Source organism: Nostoc sp. (assembly GCF_036917315.1).
In the GTDB taxonomy this organism is placed as follows: Bacteria; Cyanobacteriota; Cyanobacteriia; order Cyanobacteriales; family Nostocaceae; genus Nostoc.
In genome coordinates, this window is record NZ_JBALDR010000064.1 from 26,593 (window position 1) to 52,676 (window position 26,084).

23 protein-coding genes are annotated in these 26,084 nt (G+C 39.8%); 9 read left to right on the top strand and 14 right to left on the bottom strand.

The window, feature by feature from the left end; translation table 11 throughout:
* Positions 1–117 precede the first annotated feature (117 nt).
* The gene (locus tag V7K84_RS29245) at positions 118–981 is read right to left on the bottom strand and encodes a DUF4231 domain-containing protein (RefSeq protein WP_334843387.1); all 864 of its coding nucleotides are present in this window, start codon (positions 979–981) and stop codon (positions 118–120) included.
* A gap of 545 nt (positions 982–1,526) precedes the next feature.
* Between V7K84_RS29245 and V7K84_RS29250 the strand changes: the two genes are divergently transcribed.
* Positions 1,527–1,709, top strand: coding sequence for a hypothetical protein (locus V7K84_RS29250; RefSeq protein WP_334843389.1), 183 nt, complete (start codon positions 1,527–1,529; stop codon positions 1,707–1,709).
* 838 nt (positions 1,710–2,547) lie between these two features.
* Here V7K84_RS29250 and V7K84_RS29255 read toward each other — a convergent pair.
* Complete coding sequence (locus V7K84_RS29255; RefSeq protein WP_334843390.1) at positions 2,548–4,287, bottom strand: hypothetical protein; 1,740 nt, start codon at positions 4,285–4,287, stop codon at positions 2,548–2,550.
* Between the two features lie 619 nt (positions 4,288–4,906).
* Between V7K84_RS29255 and V7K84_RS29260 the strand changes: the two genes are divergently transcribed.
* Positions 4,907–6,133, top strand: coding sequence for a succinate--CoA ligase subunit beta (locus V7K84_RS29260; protein ID WP_334843392.1), 1,227 nt, complete (start codon positions 4,907–4,909; stop codon positions 6,131–6,133).
* 297 nt (positions 6,134–6,430) lie between these two features.
* Positions 6,431–7,312, top strand: coding sequence for a succinate--CoA ligase subunit alpha (locus V7K84_RS29265; RefSeq protein WP_334843393.1), 882 nt, complete (start codon positions 6,431–6,433; stop codon positions 7,310–7,312).
* Between the two features lie 289 nt (positions 7,313–7,601).
* Here V7K84_RS29265 and V7K84_RS29270 read toward each other — a convergent pair whose 3' ends face one another.
* From V7K84_RS29270 to cysK, 4 genes are all read right to left on the bottom strand, one after another.
* The gene (locus tag V7K84_RS29270) at positions 7,602–8,690 is read right to left on the bottom strand and encodes a sensor histidine kinase (protein WP_334843395.1); all 1,089 of its coding nucleotides are present in this window, start codon (positions 8,688–8,690) and stop codon (positions 7,602–7,604) included.
* 5 nt (positions 8,691–8,695) lie between these two features.
* Entirely contained in the window at positions 8,696–9,406 is a 711-nt protein-coding gene (locus V7K84_RS29275) for a response regulator transcription factor (RefSeq protein WP_334843397.1), read from the bottom strand.
* Between the two features lie 116 nt (positions 9,407–9,522).
* Positions 9,523–10,218: a LabA-like NYN domain-containing protein gene (locus V7K84_RS29280; protein WP_334843398.1), complete on the bottom strand. Its 696-nt coding sequence runs from the start codon at positions 10,216–10,218 to the stop codon at positions 9,523–9,525.
* An 889-nt stretch (positions 10,219–11,107) separates the two neighbouring features.
* Positions 11,108–12,067, bottom strand: coding sequence for a cysteine synthase A (cysK, locus tag V7K84_RS29285; RefSeq protein ID WP_334843400.1), 960 nt, complete (start codon positions 12,065–12,067; stop codon positions 11,108–11,110).
* Between the two features lie 1,009 nt (positions 12,068–13,076).
* On the opposite strand from cysK, the gene V7K84_RS29290 reads away from it, so the two are divergent.
* The 6 genes from V7K84_RS29290 (at position 13,077) to V7K84_RS29315 (ending at position 16,369) form a co-directional block, all read left to right on the top strand.
* Entirely contained in the window at positions 13,077–13,499 is a 423-nt protein-coding gene (locus V7K84_RS29290; RefSeq protein ID WP_334843402.1) for a hypothetical protein, read from the top strand.
* 35 nt (positions 13,500–13,534) lie between these two features.
* A complete protein-coding gene (locus V7K84_RS29295) occupies positions 13,535–13,822 on the top strand; it encodes a hypothetical protein (protein ID WP_094353489.1) in 288 nt (95 codons plus the stop codon).
* Positions 13,823–13,824: 2 nt separating this feature from the next.
* A complete protein-coding gene (locus V7K84_RS29300) occupies positions 13,825–14,136 on the top strand; it encodes a hypothetical protein (protein ID WP_334843404.1) in 312 nt (103 codons plus the stop codon).
* 350 nt (positions 14,137–14,486) lie between these two features.
* Entirely contained in the window at positions 14,487–14,849 is a 363-nt protein-coding gene (locus V7K84_RS29305; RefSeq protein ID WP_334843406.1) for a hypothetical protein, read from the top strand.
* 148 nt (positions 14,850–14,997) lie between these two features.
* Positions 14,998–16,005, top strand: coding sequence for an LLM class flavin-dependent oxidoreductase (locus V7K84_RS29310; RefSeq protein ID WP_334843407.1), 1,008 nt, complete (start codon positions 14,998–15,000; stop codon positions 16,003–16,005).
* Positions 15,995–16,369: a hypothetical protein gene (locus V7K84_RS29315; protein ID WP_334843409.1), complete on the top strand. Its 375-nt coding sequence runs from the start codon at positions 15,995–15,997 to the stop codon at positions 16,367–16,369. The genes V7K84_RS29310 and V7K84_RS29315 overlap by 11 nt, the downstream gene beginning before the upstream one ends.
* A 286-nt stretch (positions 16,370–16,655) precedes the next feature.
* On the opposite strand, the gene hypB is transcribed toward V7K84_RS29315, so the two are convergent.
* From hypB to V7K84_RS29355, 8 genes are all read right to left on the bottom strand, one after another.
* Positions 16,656–17,480, bottom strand: a complete 825-nt coding sequence (gene hypB / locus V7K84_RS29320; protein ID WP_334843410.1) for a hydrogenase nickel incorporation protein HypB — start codon at positions 17,478–17,480, stop codon at positions 16,656–16,658.
* On the bottom strand, positions 17,471–17,812 hold the full coding sequence (hypA, locus tag V7K84_RS29325; protein WP_334843413.1) for a hydrogenase maturation nickel metallochaperone HypA: 342 nt from the start codon (positions 17,810–17,812) through the stop codon (positions 17,471–17,473). The genes hypB and hypA overlap by 10 nt, the downstream gene beginning before the upstream one ends.
* Before the next feature lie 20 nt (positions 17,813–17,832).
* Complete coding sequence (gene hypE, locus V7K84_RS29330; protein WP_334843415.1) at positions 17,833–18,936, bottom strand: hydrogenase expression/formation protein HypE; 1,104 nt, start codon at positions 18,934–18,936, stop codon at positions 17,833–17,835.
* A 59-nt stretch (positions 18,937–18,995) separates the two neighbouring features.
* On the bottom strand, positions 18,996–20,174 hold the full coding sequence (gene hypD, locus V7K84_RS29335; RefSeq protein ID WP_334843417.1) for a hydrogenase formation protein HypD: 1,179 nt from the start codon (positions 20,172–20,174) through the stop codon (positions 18,996–18,998).
* 89 nt (positions 20,175–20,263) lie between these two features.
* Positions 20,264–20,524, bottom strand: coding sequence for a HypC/HybG/HupF family hydrogenase formation chaperone (locus V7K84_RS29340; RefSeq protein WP_334843419.1), 261 nt, complete (start codon positions 20,522–20,524; stop codon positions 20,264–20,266).
* 82 nt (positions 20,525–20,606) lie between these two features.
* On the bottom strand, positions 20,607–22,955 hold the full coding sequence (gene hypF / locus V7K84_RS29345; RefSeq protein WP_334843421.1) for a carbamoyltransferase HypF: 2,349 nt from the start codon (positions 22,953–22,955) through the stop codon (positions 20,607–20,609).
* Positions 22,945–24,162, bottom strand: coding sequence for a hypothetical protein (locus V7K84_RS29350; RefSeq protein ID WP_334843422.1), 1,218 nt, complete (start codon positions 24,160–24,162; stop codon positions 22,945–22,947). Before V7K84_RS29350 ends, hypF begins: the two co-directional genes overlap by 11 nt.
* Before the next feature lie 872 nt (positions 24,163–25,034).
* Entirely contained in the window at positions 25,035–25,883 is an 849-nt protein-coding gene (locus tag V7K84_RS29355) for a NifU family protein (RefSeq protein WP_334843424.1), read from the bottom strand.
* Between the last annotated feature and the right edge of the window lie 201 nt (positions 25,884–26,084).

Below are 26,084 nucleotides of genomic sequence, written 5' to 3' on the forward strand. Positions count from 1 at the left end.
GGTTAAGAGAGCGATCGCTCAAAATGTAAATGTTACTTTTAGCCTTGATGTTAAATCTACGTCTTCTCTCACAATTCGATTAGGATTGTTATAGTTTAGATTTATTTAACTTTGCTCTTACTTTAATTCATTAGATGGAGATAATTCTGTCTTTTCCGACTTCTCTGCTTGTTGGTCGCTCACTTGTTGTTGTAGTTGGTTGAGATGAATATTATTAACTTGAACAATAAAATATTCTAATGCTTGGCTTGCTTTTTGTTGCTGTTGAGTTTCATCAGATACATCATAACAACGGTAAGGAGAAGTTACCCCCAATATAAACTTCTCTTGTTCTGCTTCCAAAAATTCAACTGCTGTGTTAGCAGCAATTGAATTCTTCTGAAAAGGAAAAGAGGTGACTATACTGGCAACTATAGAAGCAAGGGCTGGGCAAAGTACTGGAAGCCACTTGAGCCAAGCTTGTCCTGCTTCTAATTTGTCTACCAATACTAAGATTGGTGTAACTCCTGATAAAATAACTGTTCCAATTTGCAGCCCATAATAAAGGTTCCTAGCTGAACTCCGAACTTTTTTATAATCATCAATCAAATCTTGACAGTATTGTAAAGCTTTTCCTCTTGTCAAAGCGAGTGTATCTGTATTCCAAGAATTATTATTCAACAGATAAGTATACAGTTGAGCTTTTCTAGTAATCTCGAACTGATTAACAGATTTATTAACGTCCTGAACTAACTGTCTGTTAATTAGTAATAAGAAAAATAAAACAGTTAAAGATATTGCTCCAGTGGTTACAACTGTTTTATCTGATGGATAGAAAATAATAAAAATTCCAGATGAGAAAAAAGCCGCTAATAACAAATATTCAATCACTTTAAAAGTAAACAGCTTTTTTGGATTTGGCCCAAATGATGAACTTTTATCAACATCTAAAGCTTGTTTTTTATTTTGCTGTTCTAGATTAGCTATTTCTGAAATAGTCATTTTATTTTACTAACTCCCTATAATAAAGTGTAGTAATTTTGCTAAATTTATTTCAATCTTATAAGCGAGTAAAAGAGTTACTTTTACTCGCCTTAACCGTAAGATTAATTCCGAATAATTTAGACAAAGCTATACAAGTTTTACTTGATAGCTTCTTCAATATTAGCTCCTTTGAGATTGACCTTTTTGGTAATTAACTTGTCAAGTTTTAAATGCATCTTTAAAAATTTATACAACAGTCTAACCCCCCAACGTAATTTTCAGTCGAAAGGACCTTTAATGTGCTTTAAAGAAAAACACAGAATTTTGGATTGAGGAATCTGAGTAGACTCGAGCCTTCTCAGTATTTCAAAATTTGAATGAAAATGCAAGGACAGTTAAGACAGTTAAGACAGTTAAGCAAACATTTAATAAATCTTTATTTAACAGCTAATAGCTTAATAATAACTTTATAGTATGTGTGTATTTGAATTTCTATTTCTTGGGGTCAACCTCAGATAATAAAAGCTAACTCAAGTAAAGATATTGCTGTTGTCCTTAATCAAATGCTTTCTCAACTCAAATCTTTTCATACTCGGTTTTATACTCAAGATGAGCCTGCTTACTATCAGCTTTTAGGGATTTTCTTACCTCAAAATTCTGATTTAAATAAGCAATTAAAAAAGTTTTTTCCTCAAGGTAAATTTGAATACACTGAGATTGGCTTGTTCACCGCCGGAATACCTTGACCGATCAAGACATTCCACTTCTGCAAGCGCTGAGAACTACCAATGCAACTCCCCGATCTGAACTAGGTTGCTCTCGACGCTGCAAATTACCCAACAGTTCACCAAATTCCCTTGCGCTTACATAGTCGGCGGTGCTTCGGCGGTGCTATCAGATTGCTCAAACACCAAATAACCTTGGGCTTCTCCTAGGGGCGCACCACATTCACAATGAGTTGCACTCTACTTATAAGCTTTCCGGCATCCTGCTAAGTTACTGAGGTCTATGTCTGTGTCTGAGCGATCGCATCTGTTTAATCGACTTTATTACACCTGGTTGTTGTAGAACAATAGATATTGAGCGATTGGCTACAAAGGTATAGAATGAGTCACAAAATCAGCCCAAGTCCAAAGCCAGTCAATTATCATAACTTGTAAGTGGCAATGGTATATAACTACATAACACGAGTTTATATAAATTACAGTTTGGGTGTAAATTGGGTGTAGCGTTTTGCACAAAGCCTGAAAGTATTGCCAAATCAAGATAGTAGTCACCTTCCCATGGCGAACGTCGTGGGTTCGAGTCCCATCGCCCGCTTTAAAATCTATAAGTTTTCACTATCAATGGGGATATCAACCAATTGTTGAGCAGCTGGTTGGGTTTATTGTGAAATTATTGTCTAAAATCTGTTATCTTCACCCACTGATGCGATCGCTATTTTCCTTAAATAAGAAAAACCCTGACATAATCCTTACTATGTCAGGGTTTTAGGTATTTGAAATGCTGTGGCAGTATTTTGTTAAATTGACCAATAATTAGTTAATGTACAATTCATCCTTTATACTTCACTGGGGATGCTACTTACCCGCCTAAAGTCCGCGTATAAATTACTTGACCTTGGGAATCATAAAGAAAAAGGGATAGATTGGCATTTTCACCAATTACGGCTAAGGCTTCGCGTAAGATTTGCAAATGATTGGTAACATCAACAGCAGTATCCGAATTCTTAGAATAAGGACTAGCCAAGTTATTTTGCCTTATTTGGTCATACTCAGGGGTTAGTCGGACAATAATTTCTGCATTGTCTATGCTAAAGGTGCAAATCCGAATTCCATTAATACAGGTCTTATCTAAGTCAGTACGGGTTTGTTGCAAACTACTAACAACTTGTAGTTTTTCTTGTGCTTGTTTGAGCGTAGCTGAATAGGGTTCGATGAGAGACTGAGCCTGAGTGTAGTACAAGCTATCTTGGGGAACTTTTTTAGCAGTTTGCAAAGCCTGCTCCCAATATATCGCCGCTGCTTGCCATTGGTTTTGTTGTTCATAAACTTTGGCTTGCTTGGCAGTGCTAATGGCCTGTTGGTAGGTTTTAACAGCTAATTGTTCTTTTGTAGCGCGATCGCGTACTAATACTAACTTAGGTTTATAATCTACCAACAGCTTTTGGGCTTCTTGGTATCCAACGCTATTTCGGGGAATCGTATTCAAGGCATTAATTACCACCAGCCAAGTAGACTGCGCCTTTTGCCAGTCATTCAAGGATTTAGCAGCAGCTTCCCGCTTCTCGGCTGCAACGGCTACAACTTTTGCCGCTGTTAGTTTTTTCAGCCATTTTTCCTCAATAAATATCTGTTGATTTACAGCGTGCAAACGAACACGATAATTCAGTAATTTACCCTGCACCAGCCCATAGAGTTCACTACTGGAACTTATACTTTCTAGTGGCGCTATAGCCTGTCGCCATAAGTGTTGCCTAGTTTGTAATTCCTCTAAGCTAGATGCTGGATTTTGAACTTTTTGTGTCGCCAAAGATGCTGTCTGCAAAGCTTTGACCACCTGATTGATTTTTTCTGCTCGTCCAGACAAGCTTGCTTTTAGTTCCTGTGACAGTTGGTAGCGAGGCGACCAACTAGGAATTACATTCAGGTCTGTGCTGGCTGCTGCAAGTTTCTGTACAACAGCAACTAATTCTTTTTCAGACTTCGCGTGGCGCATCAGTTGCGGAGATTTTGTTTTTAATTGCTTGGCGTTTTGTATTTCCTTACACTCAGACATCACGCAAGGACGCGTCAATAAGTAAGCACCACCGCCTAAAACTATAATTCCCACCAACGCTGCACCCAAGAGGATAGGTTTGGCCTGGAATCCTGGCTTTGAAGCCGACAAATTCGGCACATCTGCAAACGGGTCAAACAGTTCTTCTTCTTTTTCTTCTTCGCTCTCATTGATTAATGGAGAATATGTCAGAGATGATGAGGGGAATATTACTTCCTCATCTCCCTCTGCTATCCATCCCCCCGTCGGCTTCAATGCCAAGAAACATTTAGTATAAGGGAGTTGTTCGCCAAAAACTCTGAGGAAACATTGCACCCGCTGTTCTTTGTGGGGTGCTAGAGACTGAAGTACCTCCTCAATGACTGCAAAAATTAGTTGAGCGTCAACGATTACATCTGACGCGTGTTGCGTTAAAATCATTAGCTCGCCTTTATTGACGACGCACTTAACCTCGAAGACTTCAGCCGTTGAGACTTCTACAAGTAATTGTTCTTGCAAAGTTTTGGCTAAAAGCTGTAAATCTTCCTGCTGGACTGCTACTTTCATACAGCTTTCCCGCTGAACTTCTATATTGTTTTGATTATCTTTAAGGGGATGAAATGAACTGTTTTAGGTTTGTTGAATGCAAATGCACAATTTAACCAACCACAGCCTGAGAATCTGAACGACCAACTTTCTAACACAAATTCTGACTTTTCACCAAAAATTAAAAAAGTAAATATTGTTCGTAACAATACATTTTTACAGCGCTAGATGCAAAATTAAATAATCTGTCTTCAGATATAAATTACAAATAAAAAATGGGAATAATAGAAGGTTTGAGTATTTTCACTGCATTACTTTGCGATAATTAAATTCACAAAAGCTACTGCTTTGCGAAATTCTAGTTGCAGAGCAATTTTTACCAAATTATCTAAAGGTTAAGAAAACGATGCTATGTCAGAGGGTTTTGACAAAAAAGCTAGTTATCTTCTATGCTGGGAAACTTGCTGAGGAGATTAATTATGTGTTGTGGCTCTGGCACAAACAAGTTGACTATCAAAATTAATATGCTTCATTTGCTCAATTCGATAAAATTGATCCGTGAAAAATAAGTTTTTATAGCTGCAAAATATCAAGACAGGAATAACCAAAATCTTGGAAAGTGTCAATACAAGGTGTATCAATGGATTTATTAGAGTACCAAGTTAAAGAATGGTTTGCGAAGATAGGCATTCCGGTATTGCCTTCCCAACGAATTGACCATCCTACAGATTTGAAACGGTTAAAAATTCGCTTTCCAATTGTACTGAAATCTCAAGTCCACGGGGCGGAACGGGCAAAAGCTGGTGGAGTCAGGTTTGCCCAAACGACTATTGATGCGATCGCAGCAGCTCAAAATATCTTTAGTTTACCAATATGGGGCGAATTGCCGGAAGTTGTGCTGGCAGAATCTAAATACGACGCCAACCAAGAATTTTATCTAGCAGTGGTTTTAGATACAGCTGTTTGCCGACCGGTACTTTTAGGTTGCAAAGAAGCAGATATCGATTGGGAATCCGCTGGGGAAAGAATGCACTACGTTGTCGTGGAGCAGGAATTTTCGCCATTTTATGCCCGCCGATTGGCTTTGAAAATGGGTTTGCAAGGAACGCTGATGCAGTCGGTAAGCAGCGTTGTGGAGAAGATGTACCACTTATTTGTCCAAAAAGACCTGGATTTAGTCGAAATTAATCCCTTGGCAGTCAGTACTACTAGTCAAGTTATGGCTCTTAATGGTAAAGTCAGGGTCAACGAACGGGCGATCAAGCGTCATCCCGATCTCGCCGAGATGGCAGCAAAAATTATCAGTCGTCATACCACTACTGAAATTAACGGTATTTTGGGTGACTGGGATGGTGTGCAAATGCATGGAAAAATCGGTATTTTAGGTAATGGTACTGGTTCAGTGATGGCAACTTTAGATTTAGTTGCGAATGCTGGTGGCAATCCAGGTGTTTGTTTGAATCTACGTCATGCTTTCCTTACAGATACTACACCAACTACCTTCCGCGATCGCCTAGAAACAGGTTTGAAAATGCTGGAGGCTGATAAAAGCATTCAAGTAATACTAATTAACTTTCTGGGTAGCATTCCCCAAACTGAGGAAGTGGCTGAGGTTATAGCTAGAGTTGTGCAGCAAGACAACAGCGAACTTCAATCACAGGTTGTACGTTCTAATGGTAGTAAAGTTCGGCGACAGCTTAATTTTCCATCCTTAGTTGTCCGTCTTGCTGGTTCTGAATTTAACGCTGCGAGAAAATATTTGACGACACTAAAAACCCACACCGATGCGCTTGTCGTGGTAGAAAATTTAGATGAGGCAGTGGCAGCAGCAGTTCTCCTTGCTAAACCAATGGCTAATAAAAGATAGTGAATGTTATTTTGTTCCAATTCAAAAATCAAAAATTATTAGTTTTTCCCGTAGGGTATAAATTGTTTAATTTGATGCTCAAATCAAGTACAGCTTTGCTTTCTGGAACTAAATTATATAGTACATTCAAACTGGATCTTCTTAGCTAGAGGCGCGTTTTCTAACTTTTGGAACACTCAGCTTCCAGACTAATTTTTGGAATTTCAGTAAAAATTGAATCAATACGACACTATAAATGTGTCGTTTCTATGCCCAGTGGTTTAAGGCGCTGGGTTGCCAAATTTACGGTAATTTTTTATGAACCTAACGCCAGAAAGTAAAGTCTTAATTCAAGGCTTTTGTGAATTTATATCAAGCACTCATGTCGATCAAATGAAAGCTTATGGCACAAATTTAGTAGCTGGTGTCAATCCTGGATGCGGCGGACAGGAATTGTATGGACTGCCAGTATTTGATTTAGTAGAGGAAGTAATAGAACAATTTGGGGCAATTGACACGACAATTATTTGTGTAGATCCTTACGACGTGTTAGATGCGGCATTAGAAGCGATCGCATCTAAGATTCGCCAGATTATTATTATTACTGCTGGCGTGCCGCCTTTGGATATGGTGCAATTACTCCGCAAAGCCGAAGCCTGTGAAACTTTGGTAATCGGGCCAAATAGTCCGGGGATAATTGTACCGGGAAAAATTCTCTTAGGGACTCAACCCAGCGAATTTTATACCCCTGGGACAGTAGGGATCGTTAGTCGTAGCAGCACCCTAACCTACGAAATCGCCTACGAATTAACAAAAGCAGGTTTAGGACAGTCGATTAGCGTCAGTATTGGTAGTGATGCGATCGTCGGTTCCTCATTTTTGCAATGGCTGCAAATTCTCGATGAGGATGAAACCACACAAGCGATCGTTTTAGTCGGTCAACCTGGTGGTGGTAGTGAAGAAGCAGCAGCGCGGTATATTGCTGAGGCAATTGATAAACCAGTAATTGCCTACATTGCAGGTAGACAAGCACCACCAGGAAAAAGTTGGCGTCAAACCGGGACTTTAGCAACAGTTATCGGACGCGATCCTAACTTTGGCACAGCCCAAAGTAAATTAGCTGCTTTAAAAGAAGCGGAAGTGACAGTAGCAGAACGCCCCTCTCAAATTCCAGAATTATTGCGAAAGGAGATTAACTAATTACTAATTCGTATTTTGTAGTTAAGAATTCAATTACGAATTACGAATTATTTAGTCTTGGGAACGATTTTGAGGGAACAGGTAGGCGATCGCAGCGTAACCCGAAGCACTGAGTAAACTAACCAAAAACGCAGCCAAAATAAAAGTAGACATAATGTTACACTCTATGCATTTCTAAAATCCTGGCATTCATCAACAAACCAAGATTTTGGATACTTTCAAATTAGCAATTGGGTATGACACAGCCATGACTACCTTGTGTCAATCCCTCGGAACTCAAAGTTTTGTCTCAAGCCAAAGGCAGAAAAAAGCGAAACGTACTACCAACTCCCAATTCGCTTTCAACCTGAATTTGACCGCCTTGTAATTCAATCAAACGGCGGGAAATAGTTAAACCAATACCAGTACCTCCCGAATGGCGATCGCGCGATTGGTCGGCTCGCCAGAAGCGCTCAAACACATGAGGCAAATTTTCTGGAGCGATACCAATGCCTGTATCACTAACCGCAATCCAGAGTTGAGATGCGTCAATCCCAACAGTAATGGTAATTGAACCTTCGTTAGTGTAACGTACTGCATTACCTAACAGATTAACCAATACCTGTTCTGTACGGTCAATATCTGCCAATACAGGAGGTAGCACAGATGGACATTGCAAGAGCATAACTGGCCCATCTTCTAATAGTTGGTCGGTAAATTTCTCCACTAATGACTCTAACAACGGACGCAAATTTACCCGTTGGATATTAATTGGCAAATAACCAGCTTCTGCCTTAGATAGTTCTTGTAAATCGTTCACCAATCGCTCTAAGCGTCGAGTTTCTTTCGCTAAACGTCGATAGATTTCAGGAGACGCTTCAATTTCCCCATCAGCCAGTTCTTCCAAGTAACCGCGCACCACAGTTAATGGTGTGCGGAGTTCATGGGTCATATCTCCAATTACTTCTCGTCGCCGCGCTTCTACCCCTTCTAAACTAGCTGCCATTCGGTTGAAACTACTGCTCAATCCACTAAGTTCTGGAATGTCAGACACAGGTAGTCGTGCATCCATTTGACCAGCAGCAAATTTTTGGGTGATTTGTTCCATCTCGGTCAATCGCTGCATAATCCGTCTGGACACCCAGTAACTCAATCCTCCGGCGGCGGTAGTACCGACTAAGACTGACCAAATAGTGCTGCGCTGCCAAGCAAGTTCAAATCCTGTAACCAATTCAGCACGGACATCGATTAAGTCGAACCCCTGATTTTCTAATCCTTCCAAATGCAAGACAAACAAGCGGGGGGAAGAGATTTTGCTGATGCTCACCAGACTAGCTACCCCCACGATCATTACTACTAAGTGGGAGAAAAATAGGCGCCCTCTCAGCCCCATCTTCATAACATTTACGCTACCAGAGGATCTTCAAATTTATAGCCCACCCCAACAACAGTTTTAATAAAAGTCGGATTTGCCGGATCGGGTTCAATCTTTTTTCGCAACCGAGCTACATGAGTATCTACAACTCGTTCATCGCCAAAAAAATTATCTCCCCAAAGTTTATCAATTAGTTGGGTACGGTTCCAAACTCGACCAGGATTACTGACAAAGGTGGTTAGCAAGTTAAATTCTAGGGTAGTTAAGTCCAAAATTTCAACTTCTTGAGAATTTATCTGGCGACTGGCAGTGCGCTGGTCTACATCGACAATAAAGTGTTGGGTACGATTGATTTGATGTTGTCCTCCTTGGCGGAGGCTACGCCGTAATAGTGCCCGCACCCTAGCTACCAACTCTCTGGGGCTAAATGGTTTGACCATATAATCATCAGCACCAGTAGACAGGCCAATGACGCGATCGATTTCCTCACCCTTAGCCGTGAGCATTAAAATGTAAGGATCTTTTGCACCTGGTTTCTGGCGAATTCGGGCACAAACTTCCAACCCATCCAAACCAGGAATCATTAAATCTAAAATGATTAAATCCGGTGGTTGCTCTTGAAACATCCGCAAAGCATTCATGCCATCGCGGCTAGTGCGACAAAAAAATCCTTCTTTTTCTAAAGAGAGTTCAATTAAATGAGCAATTTCTGGTTCATCTTCAACTATTAAAATATCCATCTGAAATATAAAGTCGAGCAAAATGGGCAAAGCAGGTCACGAAGTCACGGGGAAAAGGAGACACAAAGATATTTTTCACTGCGTCCCCGTGTCTCCCACTCTCTACCTCTTGTTAATTAGAGGTTTGAATTTGACGACGTGCGATAACTATAGCCAAGATTAGAATCTTTTTGAATGTGTGTTTTAATACTATCGAGGTCAATGAAGCAGTCAGCAACATCAATCAAACTTTCACTAGTCGTTGTTTGCAGACTAACTACTTCTACCCGAACGCCCATTCTGCTGACAGCGTTCACCGCATAAGCTAAATCTCCATCGCCACTGACTAAAACCGCTGTGTCATAGTAAGGAGCTAAAGTTATCATGTCTACAGCAATTTCTACATTCAGATTTGATTTTTTGAAATTCTCTGCTGGCGCAACGAGATCCTTTGCCACTACTCGATAGCCATTACGACGCATCCACAATAAAAAACCCTGTTGCTTTTCATTGCTTATATCAACTCCAGTATAAAAGAAAGCACGCAAGAGTCTGGAACCGCTGGTTAAATGACAAAGCAATTTAACGTAGTCAATTTCTATGCCGAGTTGTAAGGCTGTATGGAAGAGGCTTAAGCCATCAATAAAAATAGCAACTCGACCACGATTTAAGTTATTCAAAATCAAACTATCAGGTGCAGGATCTCGCATCTTGGTATCTTTACCTTTGACAGCAGTATCGCTCAAATTTTGCCCTTGCCAATGTGGTTTCGCTTTGAGTACTTTAGGTTCCTTAAATTCATTGCTTTGTTTACTAAAATTAGTTATAATCATTGATACCTCTGATTTTAAAGCTGTAAAGAATTTTGACTAAATTTTCTATAGTATAGTCTGTGCTTGATTTATAACCTAGCAGGTAATGGTCTTGAGTCACTATATGCAGATAAGGTTAACTGGTGTTAAACAAGATTCAAAATAGAGAGCGCAAGGTTTTCACTATTGTTATGGTTGATTTAACGAGATATTGCCTCTGCCCACAGATATGTTAATCTTTACCCACCCAGACAGCAAGAGTTTCGATAAAATAAATCTTTTTGTCAGCGTAAGGGCTGTTTTTATTAGGTCTGTATTGCACTCAACCCAGAAGCACTATATCTATAATTGGGTAAGCATGAACTGTAAGAGCTGTAATAGAGGCAACCCGACATAAGCAAATTCCGCACAAGAATTCCACGGCTTTTTAGGGGGAATGAGCGTAGCAATATTTACGCAGCTGTGGGTGTATCAAGGAGTTAGAAACACTAATAATGTAATATTGCGATGAGATCGCACCTCAAAAGGTAATACCAATTCTGTACAAAGATACGCCAAATTATATAAGAAACGAACCGCAAAGGGCGCATACTCCTACGGAGAAGCAAGCTACGCGCAGCGTCTCGTAAGAGTTGGACACAAAGGAAGAAAGAAAATTTGGCGCAACCTCACAAAGAATTGGTATAAGTTACCTTAATTTATCTAAGAGCCAAATCAGAAGGACAGGGAGGTTGATTACTCTCTTCCTGGATTTCTCACAAGAGAGAAATCCAAATGGTGTGGGAGGTGTGGGAGGTGTGGGAGGATGGAGAAGAAGTCTTACCCCCCATACTCCCCACACTCCCCACACTCCTCTTCCCCTGAAGCCTACACTATGCGTGAGAAATCCGCGTCTTGTCCCCCTATTTGCTTAACGCGCGCCAGCAGTTTCTAAAGACAAATCTTGAAACATGGGTGTGCTGAGGTAACGTTCGCCAAAGGAAGGCTGAATCATCACGATTAAACGTCCGGCATTTTCTGGACGTTTACCTACTTGAATTGCAGCACACAAAGCTGCACCAGAGGATATCCCAGATAATAAGCCTTCTTCTTTTGCCAAACGTCGCCCATAAGCGATCGCTTGTTCATCGCTGACTCTAATTACTTCATCAACTAATTCTAGGCGGAGAACATCGGGGATAAATCCGGCGCCAATACCTTGAATTTTATGTGGCCCGGCTTCACCGCCTGAGAGGACTGGGCTATTACTGGGTTCAACTGCGATCGCCTTAAACGTCGGTTTGCGCTGTTTGAGTACTTCTGCAATCCCAGTAATCGTCCCACCAGTACCTACACCAGCAATGACAATATCCACTTCCCCATCTGTATCTGTCCAAATTTCTTCGGCGGTGGTTTCTTGGTGAACTTTGGGATTAGCAGGGTTGCGGAACTGTTGCAGCATAAAAGCATTGGGAGTATTAGCCACAATTTCTTCAGCTTTGCGAATTGCTCCCCGCATTCCCTCAGCGCCTGGTGTCAACTCCAAAGCTGCACCATAAGCCCTCAGCATAGCGCGTCGTTCTTGGCTCATAGTCTCTGGCATCGTCAAAATCAAACGGTAGCCACGCGCTGCTGCTACCATTGCTAGAGCAATTCCTGTATTACCGGAAGTAGGCTCAACTAAAATAGTCTTTCCTGGGAAAATTGAGCCAGCAGCTTCTGCCGAGAGTACCATACTTAACCCAATGCGGTCTTTCACCGAAGCCGCTGGGTTCATACCTTCTAATTTAACAACTATCCTTGCAACTACTCCCTCAGCTTGAGGAATCTTGTTCAGTTGAACTAAAGGAGTTCGTCCAATTAGTTCTGTTATGTCTTGAGCAATCCGCATTATTTAACTCCTAAAATCCTAAATCTTAAGTACAGAGTATTTACTTATAACAATAAGCTTTGATGTAGTTATTTTGCCTTTTAATGTCAATAAATGCATATACTATCTATTCTAACTAAACCACAAAATATGAAAGTTTAGGAAGAACTTTTATGAGATATTCCCATTGATTGTCACTTTAGGAGAGGCTAGCTTACCATTCTTCTAGTTTACCATTTGAAATTGCTGACTATTGTCTCTTGGGTTGAGATTCAATTTTTATAATTCTGTATATATGAATATTTTTTACTTTGTTCTGAAAATATAATTTACTTTCAAAATATTTAATTGCTTTTCCTAATTTCTTAGTCTATCTTTCTCAAGAGACATTGATATTTTCTTTTGAGTGCAGATTTGGTCAGTCCAAAATTGCATCTAAAACAGTCTTTAACCATTGCCTACATTGCTTTGAGATTGAGTACAAAAACGCCAGAACCTCACCTCGAAAATACTAGAACCCCGTCCAAAAAACACTAGCACCCATACCCCAATTAATTTTTAAAATAGTTATCCGGTATAGATTACAGGCTTTGAGTACTATTCTAATGAATTTAATAATCTTAACAGGGCTGGGGTAAACTGTTTGGTGGAGAGCGGCTGATATAAATCGTATAGGATTTACGCAGAGATTCCCCTCTACCCCCCAACATTCCTGAGCGAAAGCTTAGTGAACTAGGGGGGACTTCTTAATCTCCCTTTTGAGAGTAGGATGAAATCAGATTCCCGAATCTAAGTGCGTTGTTTCTGACTGAATAATCCTATGTTTTGTCAAAAAGGTGGTAACTTTTTATTAGTCAGTAGTCAGTAGTGACGAGAAAAATAACTGACAACTAATGATTGTAAAAATTACCGATTACACATATTGTAATATCAAAACTGTTTAAAAAGTAGAAATTATATAACTACTTTAGATAAACAGCAAAAGATATTTTCTTACTGGGTGCATACTACCTAGCAAGGGAGAGCCAAGATGAAAGCCAAACTTTTAAATGTTCTTACAGTTTGCGTCGTTACCTTAGCAGTGCTTTCACCAGAACTAGTAGTATTTGGCATAATTTGGGAGCGACATCTGGAGTTAGTAAAATCTCAGAATTTAGCTTACGAAGTTAACAGCACAACTACAGATGCTCCCGCCTTGGCTCCCCAGACAGAGGGTACACATTCCCCTCAGACTAGCATTCAATCCTCCGATCGTAATGTGGTTCATCAAATGCTTGCTGTTGCTGAACAATATAAATTTGCCACTATCCTGCAATGGTTCTTCTTGTTAACCCCGATTTGTGTTGGGTTAGGGATTCTTTTTTACGACAGATATCTAGTTCATCGTGCTGCTGTTTTAAAAGAACAAGTTGAAATGTTGGAAAGACTGTGGCACCAAAGTATCGAACAGTAACTTATTCACAATTTACTAAAATCAAGAAAATTACCATGACAGACCAAGAACAACGCCAAAGCCTGTATTTTAATCTGATTGATGAGTTACTCAGATGTCCTAATGGTCAAGAACCAGAACTTTTAGAATCTAAGCCAGAATTGATTGATTCTGGTTTAGTACAAACAATGTTACAAGTAGCAACTATGTTTGCCCATGAAGGCAATCAAGATGGTGCCCAATTTTTATTTTTTGTGGCGCGTGAGTTAGCGAAAGAATTAGGTTTATACCCGGAAGTTCCCAGTACTGAAGTTGCAAATACTGAAGTTACAAGTAAGGAGTAAAAATGCTGTTGACTTCAACGGATGCGGGGCAAATAGCTTTAGAACTGCTGATGGCAGACTGGAATATTTCAGAAGAGAACCGAGAGTGGTTTACAATCTTTAACTCTCGTCTGATTGGCGAGAGTTGGTACACTGTGGAACTAGGTATAGAAGGATTTCCCGATCGGTGGTTTATTCAAGTATATGACACTGGAGCGTGCGATCCAAACTATACATTTATTTCACCAATCCGTGGTTCTGAAGGATTTACGGACTGTGTAAATGTGCCGGAAATCATCGCAGAGGTCTTAGTTTGTGAACGCAATGCTCGCTAATAATAATTAAAAATTCAAAAGCTAGAATTCAACAATAATTCGTAATTCGTAATTCGTAATTAAATCAAGACTTAGAGTCAGCGATCTCTAAAAGTTGTACAATTTATTATGGTTAGGGTTGAAATCCTAATCTATATATAACATAATTACGTTGGCGAGTCTGCTAATATCATTACGAATTACGAAGTACGAATTTTTAATCTGAAGATGTAAAGATGCTTTACGTAAATCTGAGGTGATGCCAAATAAGGTACACCTCTTTTTTTATGTAATATTTAAGGTTTTATTTAAGCTTAATCAGCTATTTTGTCATCTTTAATTGACAAAATTATGTTATATTAAATAGCGTGATGGACGCTACAGAAATATCAGTTCCAATGATTGCTGAAGATATCTTAGCCAAAGAATTCACAAGAGTCGTCAACCATTACTACCCGCAAGTTGGAGAATTGCTGGATGGGTGTTATGTGAAAGTCATCACCTGTTTTTGGGGACGACCTGCCAGACGTTTGCAATATATAGGAATTTATTGCTCTGATGAAATGATTTCCTGCGTGCAAGCTCAAAAAGAAGTACTCAGAGAAGTAGCAGACAATATGGGTCTAATCCAGGTTGTTTGCATGAATGCCAAGCGATTATTGCGCGATCCGATGTCGAAGGTCAAAGAGAAGAACCCACGTCTATGGTTGGAGTTGCAGTGGGTTGTAACTTAGTGATTCATCGCATTAATTGAGAGGGGTAAATTCTTTTGTAGAGAGGACTTTATTCCTCAAATATTTAAGCACTAAAGTGCTTACTACAAATCTATCGACCACTAGAATAACCAGCACCTACGGTGAATACAAAGTATCAACGCAAGTAATGAAAACTGGAATTTTCTGCAATTACGATAATTTTCACCAAGATGCTCGTCGTGCCATCTTTGAGCAAGTTGCACTGGTAAAACAGGCAGAAAGCTTAGGTTTTGAGGAAGCGTGGGTGAGCGAACACCATTTTAGTGAATCTAATCTCAGCCCGTCCATGTTGGTGTTAATGGCACATTTGGCGGGATTGACTTCAACTATCCAATTAGGCACTGCGGCGGTGTTGCTGCCATTCCATAACCCGATTCGGGTTGCGGAAGATATTGCCACTTTGGATAATCTGTGTAATGGACGATTATTATTTGGAGTTGCCAAAGGCGGCCCCTTTCCTCAACAAAATAAGCATTTTGCGACCCTCCCAAGTGAATCCCGTCCCAAGATGCTAGAGGCGATCGCATTGATTCACAAGCTGTTATATGAAACTGATGTATCATTTAATGGGCAATATTATCAATGCGATCGCTTAACGATTTACCCAAAACCATTGCAAAGTCAAATACCAGTGTATGTTGCTACTGGCGGCGATGATGGTATCGAGTTGGCTGCTAAACATTCCTTCAGCTTGATGGGTGGGCCGCCATTTTCCCTAGAGAGATTGAAGGATACTGTTACCAAATATCGAGCCTTAAATTCTAGTGGTGCGGAAAATTTCGTGCTGGCACGCTTCTTTTTTGTTGGCAAAACATACGATGAGGCGGTGAGTGAAGCGTTACCTTTCGTTCGGAAATTTAGCCAGAAAATGAAAGCTAATTCGGCTGAAGTATTGAAAAATAGTGCGAATCACAACCAAAAACCATTCGACCGCACAAATATTTGTTTCGATGAAGATTATTTGATTGAGAATTCAATTATCGGTGATGTGGAGACTTGTCGAGACAAAATTAAGAAATTTCAGGACGAATTAAATTTAGGTACGCTAGCACTCAAACCCTCGTCTGCGGATTTGCAAAAAAACCTGGACAGTTTGACGCGCTACAACCAAGAGGTGCGAAATTATGTCTTCTAAACTATACTTGCTTCCTCCCGATGATTTACCTCCCGCTGAGGTAACTAAAGAGGATGGAATGCTGCAAATGGAGCTAGAACAGTCTACTGGCAGATGCTTTTATCTAGCTTGCGATCGCATTACGCGAGTCCTATTATCTAATTGTCAGTGGTATCTCACAACAAATGCTAGCATCCTCACATTAATTATTGATTGCCCTGACTTAGTATCTTACTGGCATATTGTCAGCAATATTCCCCAGTTAGGTAATAGGTTAGAGCGGTTTGTTAGCAATGGCAAAATCCGCGTTTATCCGCCATTTGGAAAGGGGACGCCGTTTGAAATCAGCGTAAATGAAATATCTGCTTATCGAGATTGGCTTTGAGGTAAATAGAAACTGGGAATCATCTTTATCGCTGTCTAACACCCTGCACTTTTAAAGTACAGGGTGTTGCAATTTTTATCAACCCGCAGAGATATTTTGTCAGTTAGTTATTTTTGTGATGATAGGTTTTTATTTAAACGCAAAGGAAAGCACAGAGAGGCACAGACTGCTTATTATAACGCAATACGGTTCAGATAAGCCCAAAACCCTCATGTAGAGACGCGATTTATCGCGTCTTCAAAGACCAAGTACCTACACCAATAACCCTTAACTGAACCGTATTGTATTATAACGGTAGAGTTAGCCATGCATACCAATTTTCTAACCCAGCACCAGTAGTTGCAGAAACCTGAAAAATATTAATGTTGGGATTTACTTCTTTAGCATATTCTATGCATTTTTTAACATCAAAATTTACATAAGGCAGTAAATCAATTTTAGTGAGAATCATTACATCACTAGCACGAAACATATGTGGGTATTTTAGCGGCTTATCTTCTCCCTCCGTGACGGAGAGAATCACGACTTTTGCCTGTTCTCCCAAATCAAATAAGGCTGGACAAACCAAATTTCCGACATTTTCAATCATCACAACTGAATTCAGTGGTGGATTCAGTTGTTGTAAACCTCTTTCTATCATTGAGGCATCTAAATGACAGCCTGTTCCAGTATTTATTTGGATGACTTTAGAACCTGTTTCTTTAATTTTTTTGGCATCGTTAGCAGTTTCTTGGTCGCCTTCAATGACACTAATAGATAATTGATGCTTTAAATCATTGATAGTTCGCGTTAAAAGAGTTGTTTTTCCAGCACCGGGAGAACTCATTAAATTTAAAGCGAGAATATTGCGACCTTTAAACCATCCCCGATTTTGGGCAGCTAGTAGGTTATTTTTTGATAAAATATCCTGTTCTAAAGATATTGTTGTGTTGTGTATTTTGGCATGAATTTGAGGCGCTTCTATATGAGTGTCATGACTGTGGGAGTGAGTGATGACAGTACCATCTGGTAAAGTATGAGTATGATGATGGTGGTTATGTTCAGCTTCACCTGTTTCTAGATTGGTAATTTTAGTTTCGCCATCATCAGAACAACCGCAGGTTACACACATAATTCCTCTATTTCTATTTCTTTAATTTTAAGTTCTTCACCAGTAATTAAATCTAATTGCACGCTACCGCAGTTACAGATTCCGAACGGTTTATCTAAATAAACTTCTGCACCACATTGGCGACATCTCCCTAAACCTGGAATTTCTAAAATTTCTAATGTCGCCCCTTCTAAAACTGTACCCTGAGTGCAAATATCAAAACAAAATCGGATAGCATCGGGCATAATGGCTGAAAGTTTACCAATTTCTAATAAAACTCGCTGCACTTTTGCACCTTTGGCATGTTCAGTCACAATTGCCACAATATTTTGAGTAATTCCAAATTCGTGCATATTATAAAATCTATTAAAGATTAACAAATTCGTGGTAATTGGTCGCCTACTAACATATCAACAATTCTTTCAGCACCAAAAGCTGTTTTTAATAATACGATACCTGGGGGTGAGGTAATAACTTCGCCAATAATACAAGCATGTTTGCCTGCTGGGTGGGATTTCATAGCTGATAAAACATTTTCAGCATTCTTTTTTGGAACCACCACAACTAATTTACCTTCATTTGCTAAATACAATGGGTCTAAACCGAGAATTTCGCAAACTCCGTTGACTTCTTCACGCACTGGGATAGATTCTTCAAAGAGACGAATTCCCACATCGGAACTGAGGGCGAATTCATTTAGTACTGTAGCTAAACCACCGCGTGTAGCATCTCGCATAGCATGAACTTGGGGACATACTTGGAGAATAGTTTCTACTAAACTATGCAATGGCTGACAATCACTTTCAATACTAGTTTCTAAAGCTAATTCTCCACGGGCAATTAAAATTGCTGTTCCATGATTGCCTATTTCACCATTAATTATTATGGCATCTCCAGGTTTAATGTTATGGGCAGAAATGTTAACTCCTCGTGGGATGATACCAATACCAGCAGTATTAATAAAGAGTTTATCGGCAGCACCTCGATGTACAACTTTTGTGTCACCAGTAATAATTTGAACACCAGCTTTTTCTGCGGCTGCTTTCATACTGTTTGCGACACGGCGTAAGGTTTCAACAGGTAATCCTTCTTCTAAAATGACGCTGCAAGTTAGATATAAAGGTTTAGCACCGCTGACAGCTAAATCATTAACTGTACCGTTTACAGCTAATTCTCCTATATCGCTACCGGGGAAAAATAACGGGTCTACTACATAAGAATCTGTTGTAAATGCGAGTCTGTCTCCTTGTTGCATGAGACTGGCTAAGTTGAAGCTGGCTTGGTCTTCTAGTTGGGAGAGAATTGGGTTATCAAAATTGCTGACAAAGATATCATCTATTAAATCACGCATGGCTTTACCACCGCTGCCATGTGCGAGAGTTATATGAATGTCTTGCACTTTATTTTGGCGGCGGCGGACTTGTTCTATTTTTTGGAATAGGGGATTTTTTATTGGGTTTGTGGGGGGGAAATTCATATTAAATTTTTTTTAAACGCAAAGGAACGCAAAGGGAAGCGCGGAGGTACGCGGAGTATTTAGTCTGAGGAGAAGCCGCAGGCGGGGAGAGGTTCTTGAGTTATTTTTGGTTTTTGGGTGATTGTTCTTTTGGCAATTGTGGAGAGTCGCCCGTATTTGTAATAGGCTGCACAAGCACCTTCGGAAGATACCATGCAAGTGCCAATGGGTGTTTCTGGTGTGCAAGCTGTACCGAATACTTTGCACTCCCAAGGTTTTAAGACTCCTTTGAGAATTTCTCCACATTTACAAGCTTTATGGTCGGCTACTTTGAGGTTAGGAATGGTAAATTTAAGTTCGGCATCAAATTGGGCATATTCAGGTTGAATTTGTAATCCTGAATAGGGAATGTCACCTAAGCCGCGCCAATCAAAACTATCTCGGACGGCGAAAACTTTATTTATGGCTTGGAGGGCTACTGTGTTCCCAGTTTTTTCTACAATTCGGTTATATTGATTTTCAACTTCACAACGATTTTCTACTAACTGTTGCAATAGCATCCAAATTGATTGGAGAATATCTAAGGGTTCAAATCCTGATACGACAATTGGTTTATTATATTGTTGGGAAATAAATTGATATGGGTCGGTGCCAATTACCATACTGACATGGCCAGGGCCAACAAATCCATCTAATTGTAAATCGGGATTATCTAGTAGTGCTTTGAGGGCGGGAATCACGAGGACGTGATTGCTAAACATACTAAAGTTAGGAATTTTTTCGGCTGCTGCTTGCAAGATGGTGAAGGCGGTGCTGGGGGCTGTGGTTTCAAAGCCTAAGGCGAAGAAGACTATTTCTTTGTCGGGGTTATCTCTGGCAATTTGCAGGCTATCTAGGGGAGAGTACACCATACGGATGTCTGCACCTTGTGCCCTGGCTTGCAGTAATGTTGTGTTGGAACCGGGAACTCGCATGGCATCGCCAAAGGTAGCAAAAATGACGTTATGATTTTGAGAGATTGCGATCGCATCATCTAATCTCCCTTTTGGCATCACGCATACTGGACAACCAGGCCCATGAATTAGTTCGATGGTTTGGGGTAATATTTCTTCGATGCCGTATTTAAATATGGAATGGGTATGTCCCCCACATACTTCCATGATTTTGATGGGTTTTTCTAGCTGGTGGCTTAATTTGGTAATTTCGCGGAGTATGGCTTCTGCTTTTTCCGGTTCGCGGAATTCGTCAACATATTTCATAAGGATTTGGGAATAGTAAGCTTTATGTCAATACGGCTGAGTTAAGTATTTCTTTCTACTCTCTGTGCCCTCTGCGCCTCTGCGGTTCGTTAAGTACTAATTCCTGCTTGTGCTGCTGCTAATTCTTGGAATAGTTGTAATGTTTCTGCTGCTTCTTGTTCGTTAATTCGATTCATGGCAAAGCCAACATGTACTAATACCCAATCGCCAATACAAGCTTCGGGGGGATGTTGTTCGTCTACGATACAAGCAATGTTTACTTCGCGCTTGACACCACCAATGTTAACTATGGCTAATTTGTGGTTAGCGTTGGTAATTTCTACAATTTGTCCGGGGATTCCTAAACACATTTTGTTATTTTTTAGGATAAATTAACCACAGAGGCGCGGAGAACGCAGAGAGAATTATTTGTGAGAAAAAGATTGTCAAATATCAACACTCATGTATTAATTGTGCGGCTGCAATCACTGCTTGTCCTAAAGATAAGCCGCCGTCATTAGCTGGAACTAAGCTGTGAGTCAGTACTTTTATTCCCAATGTTTGTAATCTTTTGGTAATTTGCTCTAACAATATACAATTTTGAAATACTCCTCCTGTTAAAGCTACCTGATTAATCAGATTCTCTTGACTAAGATGCTTAACCATTTCCACAATCGCATTAGCTAAACCTTGGTGGAATTTGGCAGCCATAATCGGTTGGGGAATCTGCTGCTGTAAGTCATTTAGCAAGGCTTGCCACATTGGACGCGGGTCTATACAGTAAATACTATCTGAAATGCTAAAGTTAAAAGGATAGATTAGCGTTTCTTTATCATTATTTAAGCTGCTAACATCTACTATAGCTTCCATTGCGATCGCAGCCTGTCCTTCATAGCTACATTCCTCTCTATAAATACCGATAGCCGCTGCCACTGCATCGAACAATCGCCCCACTGATGAAGCTGGAGGAGAGTTAATCCCTTTCTCTATAAGTTGATTGAGTAGCTTAAGTGGCTTGTTTTTCAAAAACTTAAATATTTCTAAATCAGTATATTTTTGTTCGCAATCATCCCAAAGATTAGCAGCTAATAATTGGGCATAAGTATTACGCCAAGGCTGATAAATAGCTTGTTCGCCACCAATCATTGCTACTGGTTTAAATGTTGCTAGGCGTTGAAATTTCCGGTAATCTGCTAAAAGAAATTCTCCACCCCAGAGTGTGCCATCGTCGCCGTAACCTAAACCATCTAAAGCGATACCTAATATTGGAGGTGAATCTAAAGGAATTTCATTTTCAGCCATACAAGCGGCGATATGGGCATGATGATGTTGAACTGGATAAACTTTGATTTTATTTGTGTTTGCAAGTTGTTTACCAAGTTTGCTTGAGAGATATTCAGGATGTTTATCAATGGCAATTATTTCTGGTTGATGCTCAAATAAATTTAAGTATAAATTTAAAGTTTCTTTGTAAGCGTTGAAAGCGGCAGCATTTTCTAAATTTCCTAGATGTTGAGAGACAATTGCTTCTCCTTCACGCAATAAGCAAAAGGTATTTTTTAACTCACTACCCATTGCTAAAATTTGCGGAACATTCTGAAATCCTAGTGGTAAACTAATTGATGCTGGTGCATATCCTCTGGCACGGCGAATTGTTTGAACTTTATCGCCAAGAACACGCACAACCGAATCATCTACCCGATTAATAATCTCTCGATTGTGAAAGAGAAAATAATCAGCAATTGTTCCTAATTTTTCTCTTGCCTCGTCATTATCAATACATTGTGGTTCATCAGCAATATTGCCACTTGTTAAAACAATTGGGCGATTCATCCGCCGCAGAATTAAATGATGCAGGGGCGTATAAGGAAGCATGAAACCGAGGCTACTTTGCCCTGATGCTACTGACGATGCTAATTGTTTTTTATCTGAAGCTTGTAATAAAACAATTGGTGCAGCAGAACTGGTTAATAATTCTTTTTCTTTGGCGTTGACAATACAATATTGTTCGATTATTTCAATATCCCGCGCCATTAAAGCAAAGGGTTTATGATAGCGCTTTTTACGCTGACGTAGTTTTTGTACAACGGTTTCCTGTGTTGCATCGCAAGCTAGATGAATACCACCTAACCCCTTAATTGCCACAATCTCACCTTTTTGCAACAATGTACAAACAGCATCTACATCATCCAACATCGAAAACATGGAAGCAGTAACCGATTTTCCATCAGCGCGTTCTAACCAAGCTGTGGGGCCGCAAACATGACAAGCGACAGGTTGGGCGTGAAAACGGCGATTTTCGACATCATGGTATTCCTTTCCACATTCTGAACATACGGCAAACGCAGACATACTGGTATTGCATCTGTCATAAGGAATGGCACGAATAATACTCAGGCGGGGGCCGCAATGAGTGCAATTAGTAAAGGGGTAACGGAAAAAGCGGCTAAAGGGGTCGAATATTTCTTTCTGACACTGTGGACAAGTGGCTGCATCAGGGGTAATTTCTGTTTTAATAGCATTATTGACACTACTAGAAATTACAAAATTATCAAATTTCAATTCACTTTCAGAAATAATTCTTGTTAGTTGATTAATTCTTGCCAAAGTTGGACATTCTATTTGCAATCTGGCAACAAATTCTGTTATTGCTTTCTCACTACCCGATACCCGAATTAATACACCTTGTCCATCATTACAAACATCTCCACGCAAATCACAGGCTTTAGCCAGACGATAGACAGTAGGGCGAAATCCTACTCCTTGAACAGTACCGCGAACTCTAATTTCTTCAGTCGGCATAGTTAAACTGCCACAGCAAAATTCGGTTATTTCCAGAATCAGCTATCACTGCTGTATTGCCACAAATTTTTATCCCGTAACACCAATTTAAGCTATCTCTTTTTGGTAGTCCAAAATTACGATTTTCACCTTTACTTTGAAAATTTATTTGTCCTGCTAACCCATCTGTCACTGCACCTTGCAGTGATAAAATTGATTCTAGCTTTCTCCATCCTAACAACCGAGAATTAGCAGTATCTGCAACTACTAACCAGTCGCCAGCCACCCCAACACCATAAGGCATACTCAAACTACTAGCACTAGGATAATAAACCCCTTGATTCATTTCCACACAATCAAAGCTTTTTTGTCCTAAAACCACTGCACAAGGGGTATTATTTTCTGTTGGTATTCCCTGCCAAATCATCACTCGATGATTACCTGCATCGCTGACAACCAAATTTTCTCCCCAAAGGGTAATATCGTGACACCAACGCATACTCGCTGCGGTTGCAGAAGCACCGCCGTTTTCATTGCGAGATATCATATCTGGTTGTCCCAAAACTACATCAGCAGGTTGACCATTTTCTGTTGGTAACTGATGCCAAATTAATACCCTCCGATTACCAGTATCGGCAATAAATAGCCGTCCTTGATGATAGAAAACACCATAAGGCCAATGCATTGTACTGGCGGATGCTTGTTGACTTCCCCGATTTGGTTCATTATCGATAAAATTAGCTTGTCCTAACACCAAATCGGCTGGAACATTGTTATCTTCTGGTAAGTTTTTCCAAATTAAAACTCGATGATTCCAAGCATCTGCTACGGCTAACCCTTCACCACAAGCACAAACCCCTGTTGGTACACTTAAGGTTGCACTTCCCGGTGTACTTTTAGCATTTTGTCCTTCATGATAAAAATCAGGTTGTCCAATTACCCAATCAGCAGGTTGACTATCTCGTGTGGGTAATTTTTTCCATCCTAATAATCGATGATGTCCGGTATCTGATACCCATAAAGGGCCGGTTTTTGATAACAAACAAGCACCACGAGGCCCAAACATTGTTGTGGGACTAGGTGCTACAGGTATCACTAATTGTTGTGGTTCAATAATGTTGCCTAAAATTACCTCTGCACCTTGAGGTGATAGAGGTAAATATTGAGAAATTTCTGTTGCTTCTAGCGGTAATTGTGATATGGGATTAATTTTGATTGGGATATCCATGAACCGCAGATAGACGCTGATAATTATTTAAAAACATTAATGTTGATTAGCGTGTAACAACAGTAACAATTTTGCATTATGTTTTTTTCAAATTAAGTGAAAAATTTTAATAAATTTCCGTATTAATTAATCTAAAATAATTATAGTTTTCCGCCAGTAGCTTTTACTACAATGCAATTTTTGGCATGAGTGCGCGATGTACTGAAAAAAGAAAGTCAAAAGGCATTTTGAGTAAGTGAAAGTTAGTTTGACTTGCGGAGAACACCAAAATGAGTAAGTCAAAGCTCATTTGACTTGCGGAAAACACTAAAATGAGTAAGTCAAAAGGTATTTTTAGTAAGTCAAAGTTGATTTGACTTGCGGAAAACACCAAAATGAGTAAGTCAAAGGGCATTTTGAGTAAGTCAAAGTTGATTTTGCTTTCTCAAAACCCTAAAATGAACAACTTAATTACATAAATCAGAAAAAAATCTGGTCTATTGACAAAGCATTTAGACCTTTTGCTTACACTAAAGACTAAAGTGAATGTGCAAAATACTGATATGAAAAAGCAAATTAGCTGTGATTTTCTAATTGCCGAGTATATTTGCTGATATAGAAATTTGCAAGTAAATGTCGATTTACCCCCCTTAATCCCCCCGATACATTGGGGGGAAACAAGAAATCCAGTTCCCTCCCCTTTATAAGGGGAGGGTTAGGGTGGGGTAATTCGACAGACTGGTTGTAATTCGATAGTGTATACACGTATTATTATGTGCATCTTCATACAGAATTGGTATAACTCCCCCTGCTTATCCGAATCTGCTTTTTACCTCAAAACCCTTAGTTTTTGTAATTCATGCAAAAGAGAACTGTTGTATGTTAGCTTTGCATCATGATTGTTGCAGTTTTACAAAAATCTTATCGTCTTTAATTTTTACCGGATAGGACTGAAGTGAAACATCCGGTGCTGTTAAGCATTCACCTGTTTCTAACTTGTACTGAAATCCGTGAGAAGGACAGCTGATAATACCATTTTCAAATTTACCTTTATCTAGAGCAGATCCTAGATGAGGACAAGCATTTCGGTAACATTTTATTGTAATACCTTGACGGTATAAAATCAGAGAATTACCAGAAAGTTGTACTGCCAATACAGTAAATTCAGGAACCTGATCGATAGTTGCTACTTTGATCCAAGTAGAGGTTATTTTTGATGAAAATGGACTAATTAAACCAAAACTTGCATTGTTAACAACAGGGTTATTATTGACCGCAACTACTTTGGTAATTTCGGGACAATAATTTTTGATTGCCTGTTCTACTCCCTGAGATAAAGTTAAAGTAGAAACCGGACAACTGCTGCAAGTTCCGATTAATTTGACTTCTACTGTATCTGGGGGCTTAATTGCTACTAGTTCTACATCTCCATTATGGCTTTTTAAGCCTGGGCGAACTTCTTCAAGGGCTGTTTGGATTCGCTGTGCTAATGGTGGTTTTGGTGGTTTTACTAGTTCGTGATAAAGCAGCACTGCGTATACGACTTCATCAGTTACAGCATGACGCAAACCTGACATTGATTCTTGCTTGAGGCTTTTTATTAAACTAGTCAATGCTGCTTTGTGCAAAGCTTCAATTGCTCTTTTTAGACCGACTGCTACACATCGTTGGCTTTCATCCCAGTCGGATATAATTGCCTCAAAGCGGTTAATTTCCTGAATTAATTCTTCAAGGTTTGTCATTAGTCATTAGTCATTAGTCATTGGGCAAAATAGTTCAGAGTTCCGTTAGCAGTTGCAGGGCGTTTAGCCCATTTCCAGTGCTGAGTAAATAAGTGAGATTTCCCACTCACCACTCTAGGACTTACGCAAAAATTGCTAAAAAGCTTAATTTATCGAACCGCCAAGACGCCAAGAGCGCCGAGAATTCGTAGAGTGTGCGTA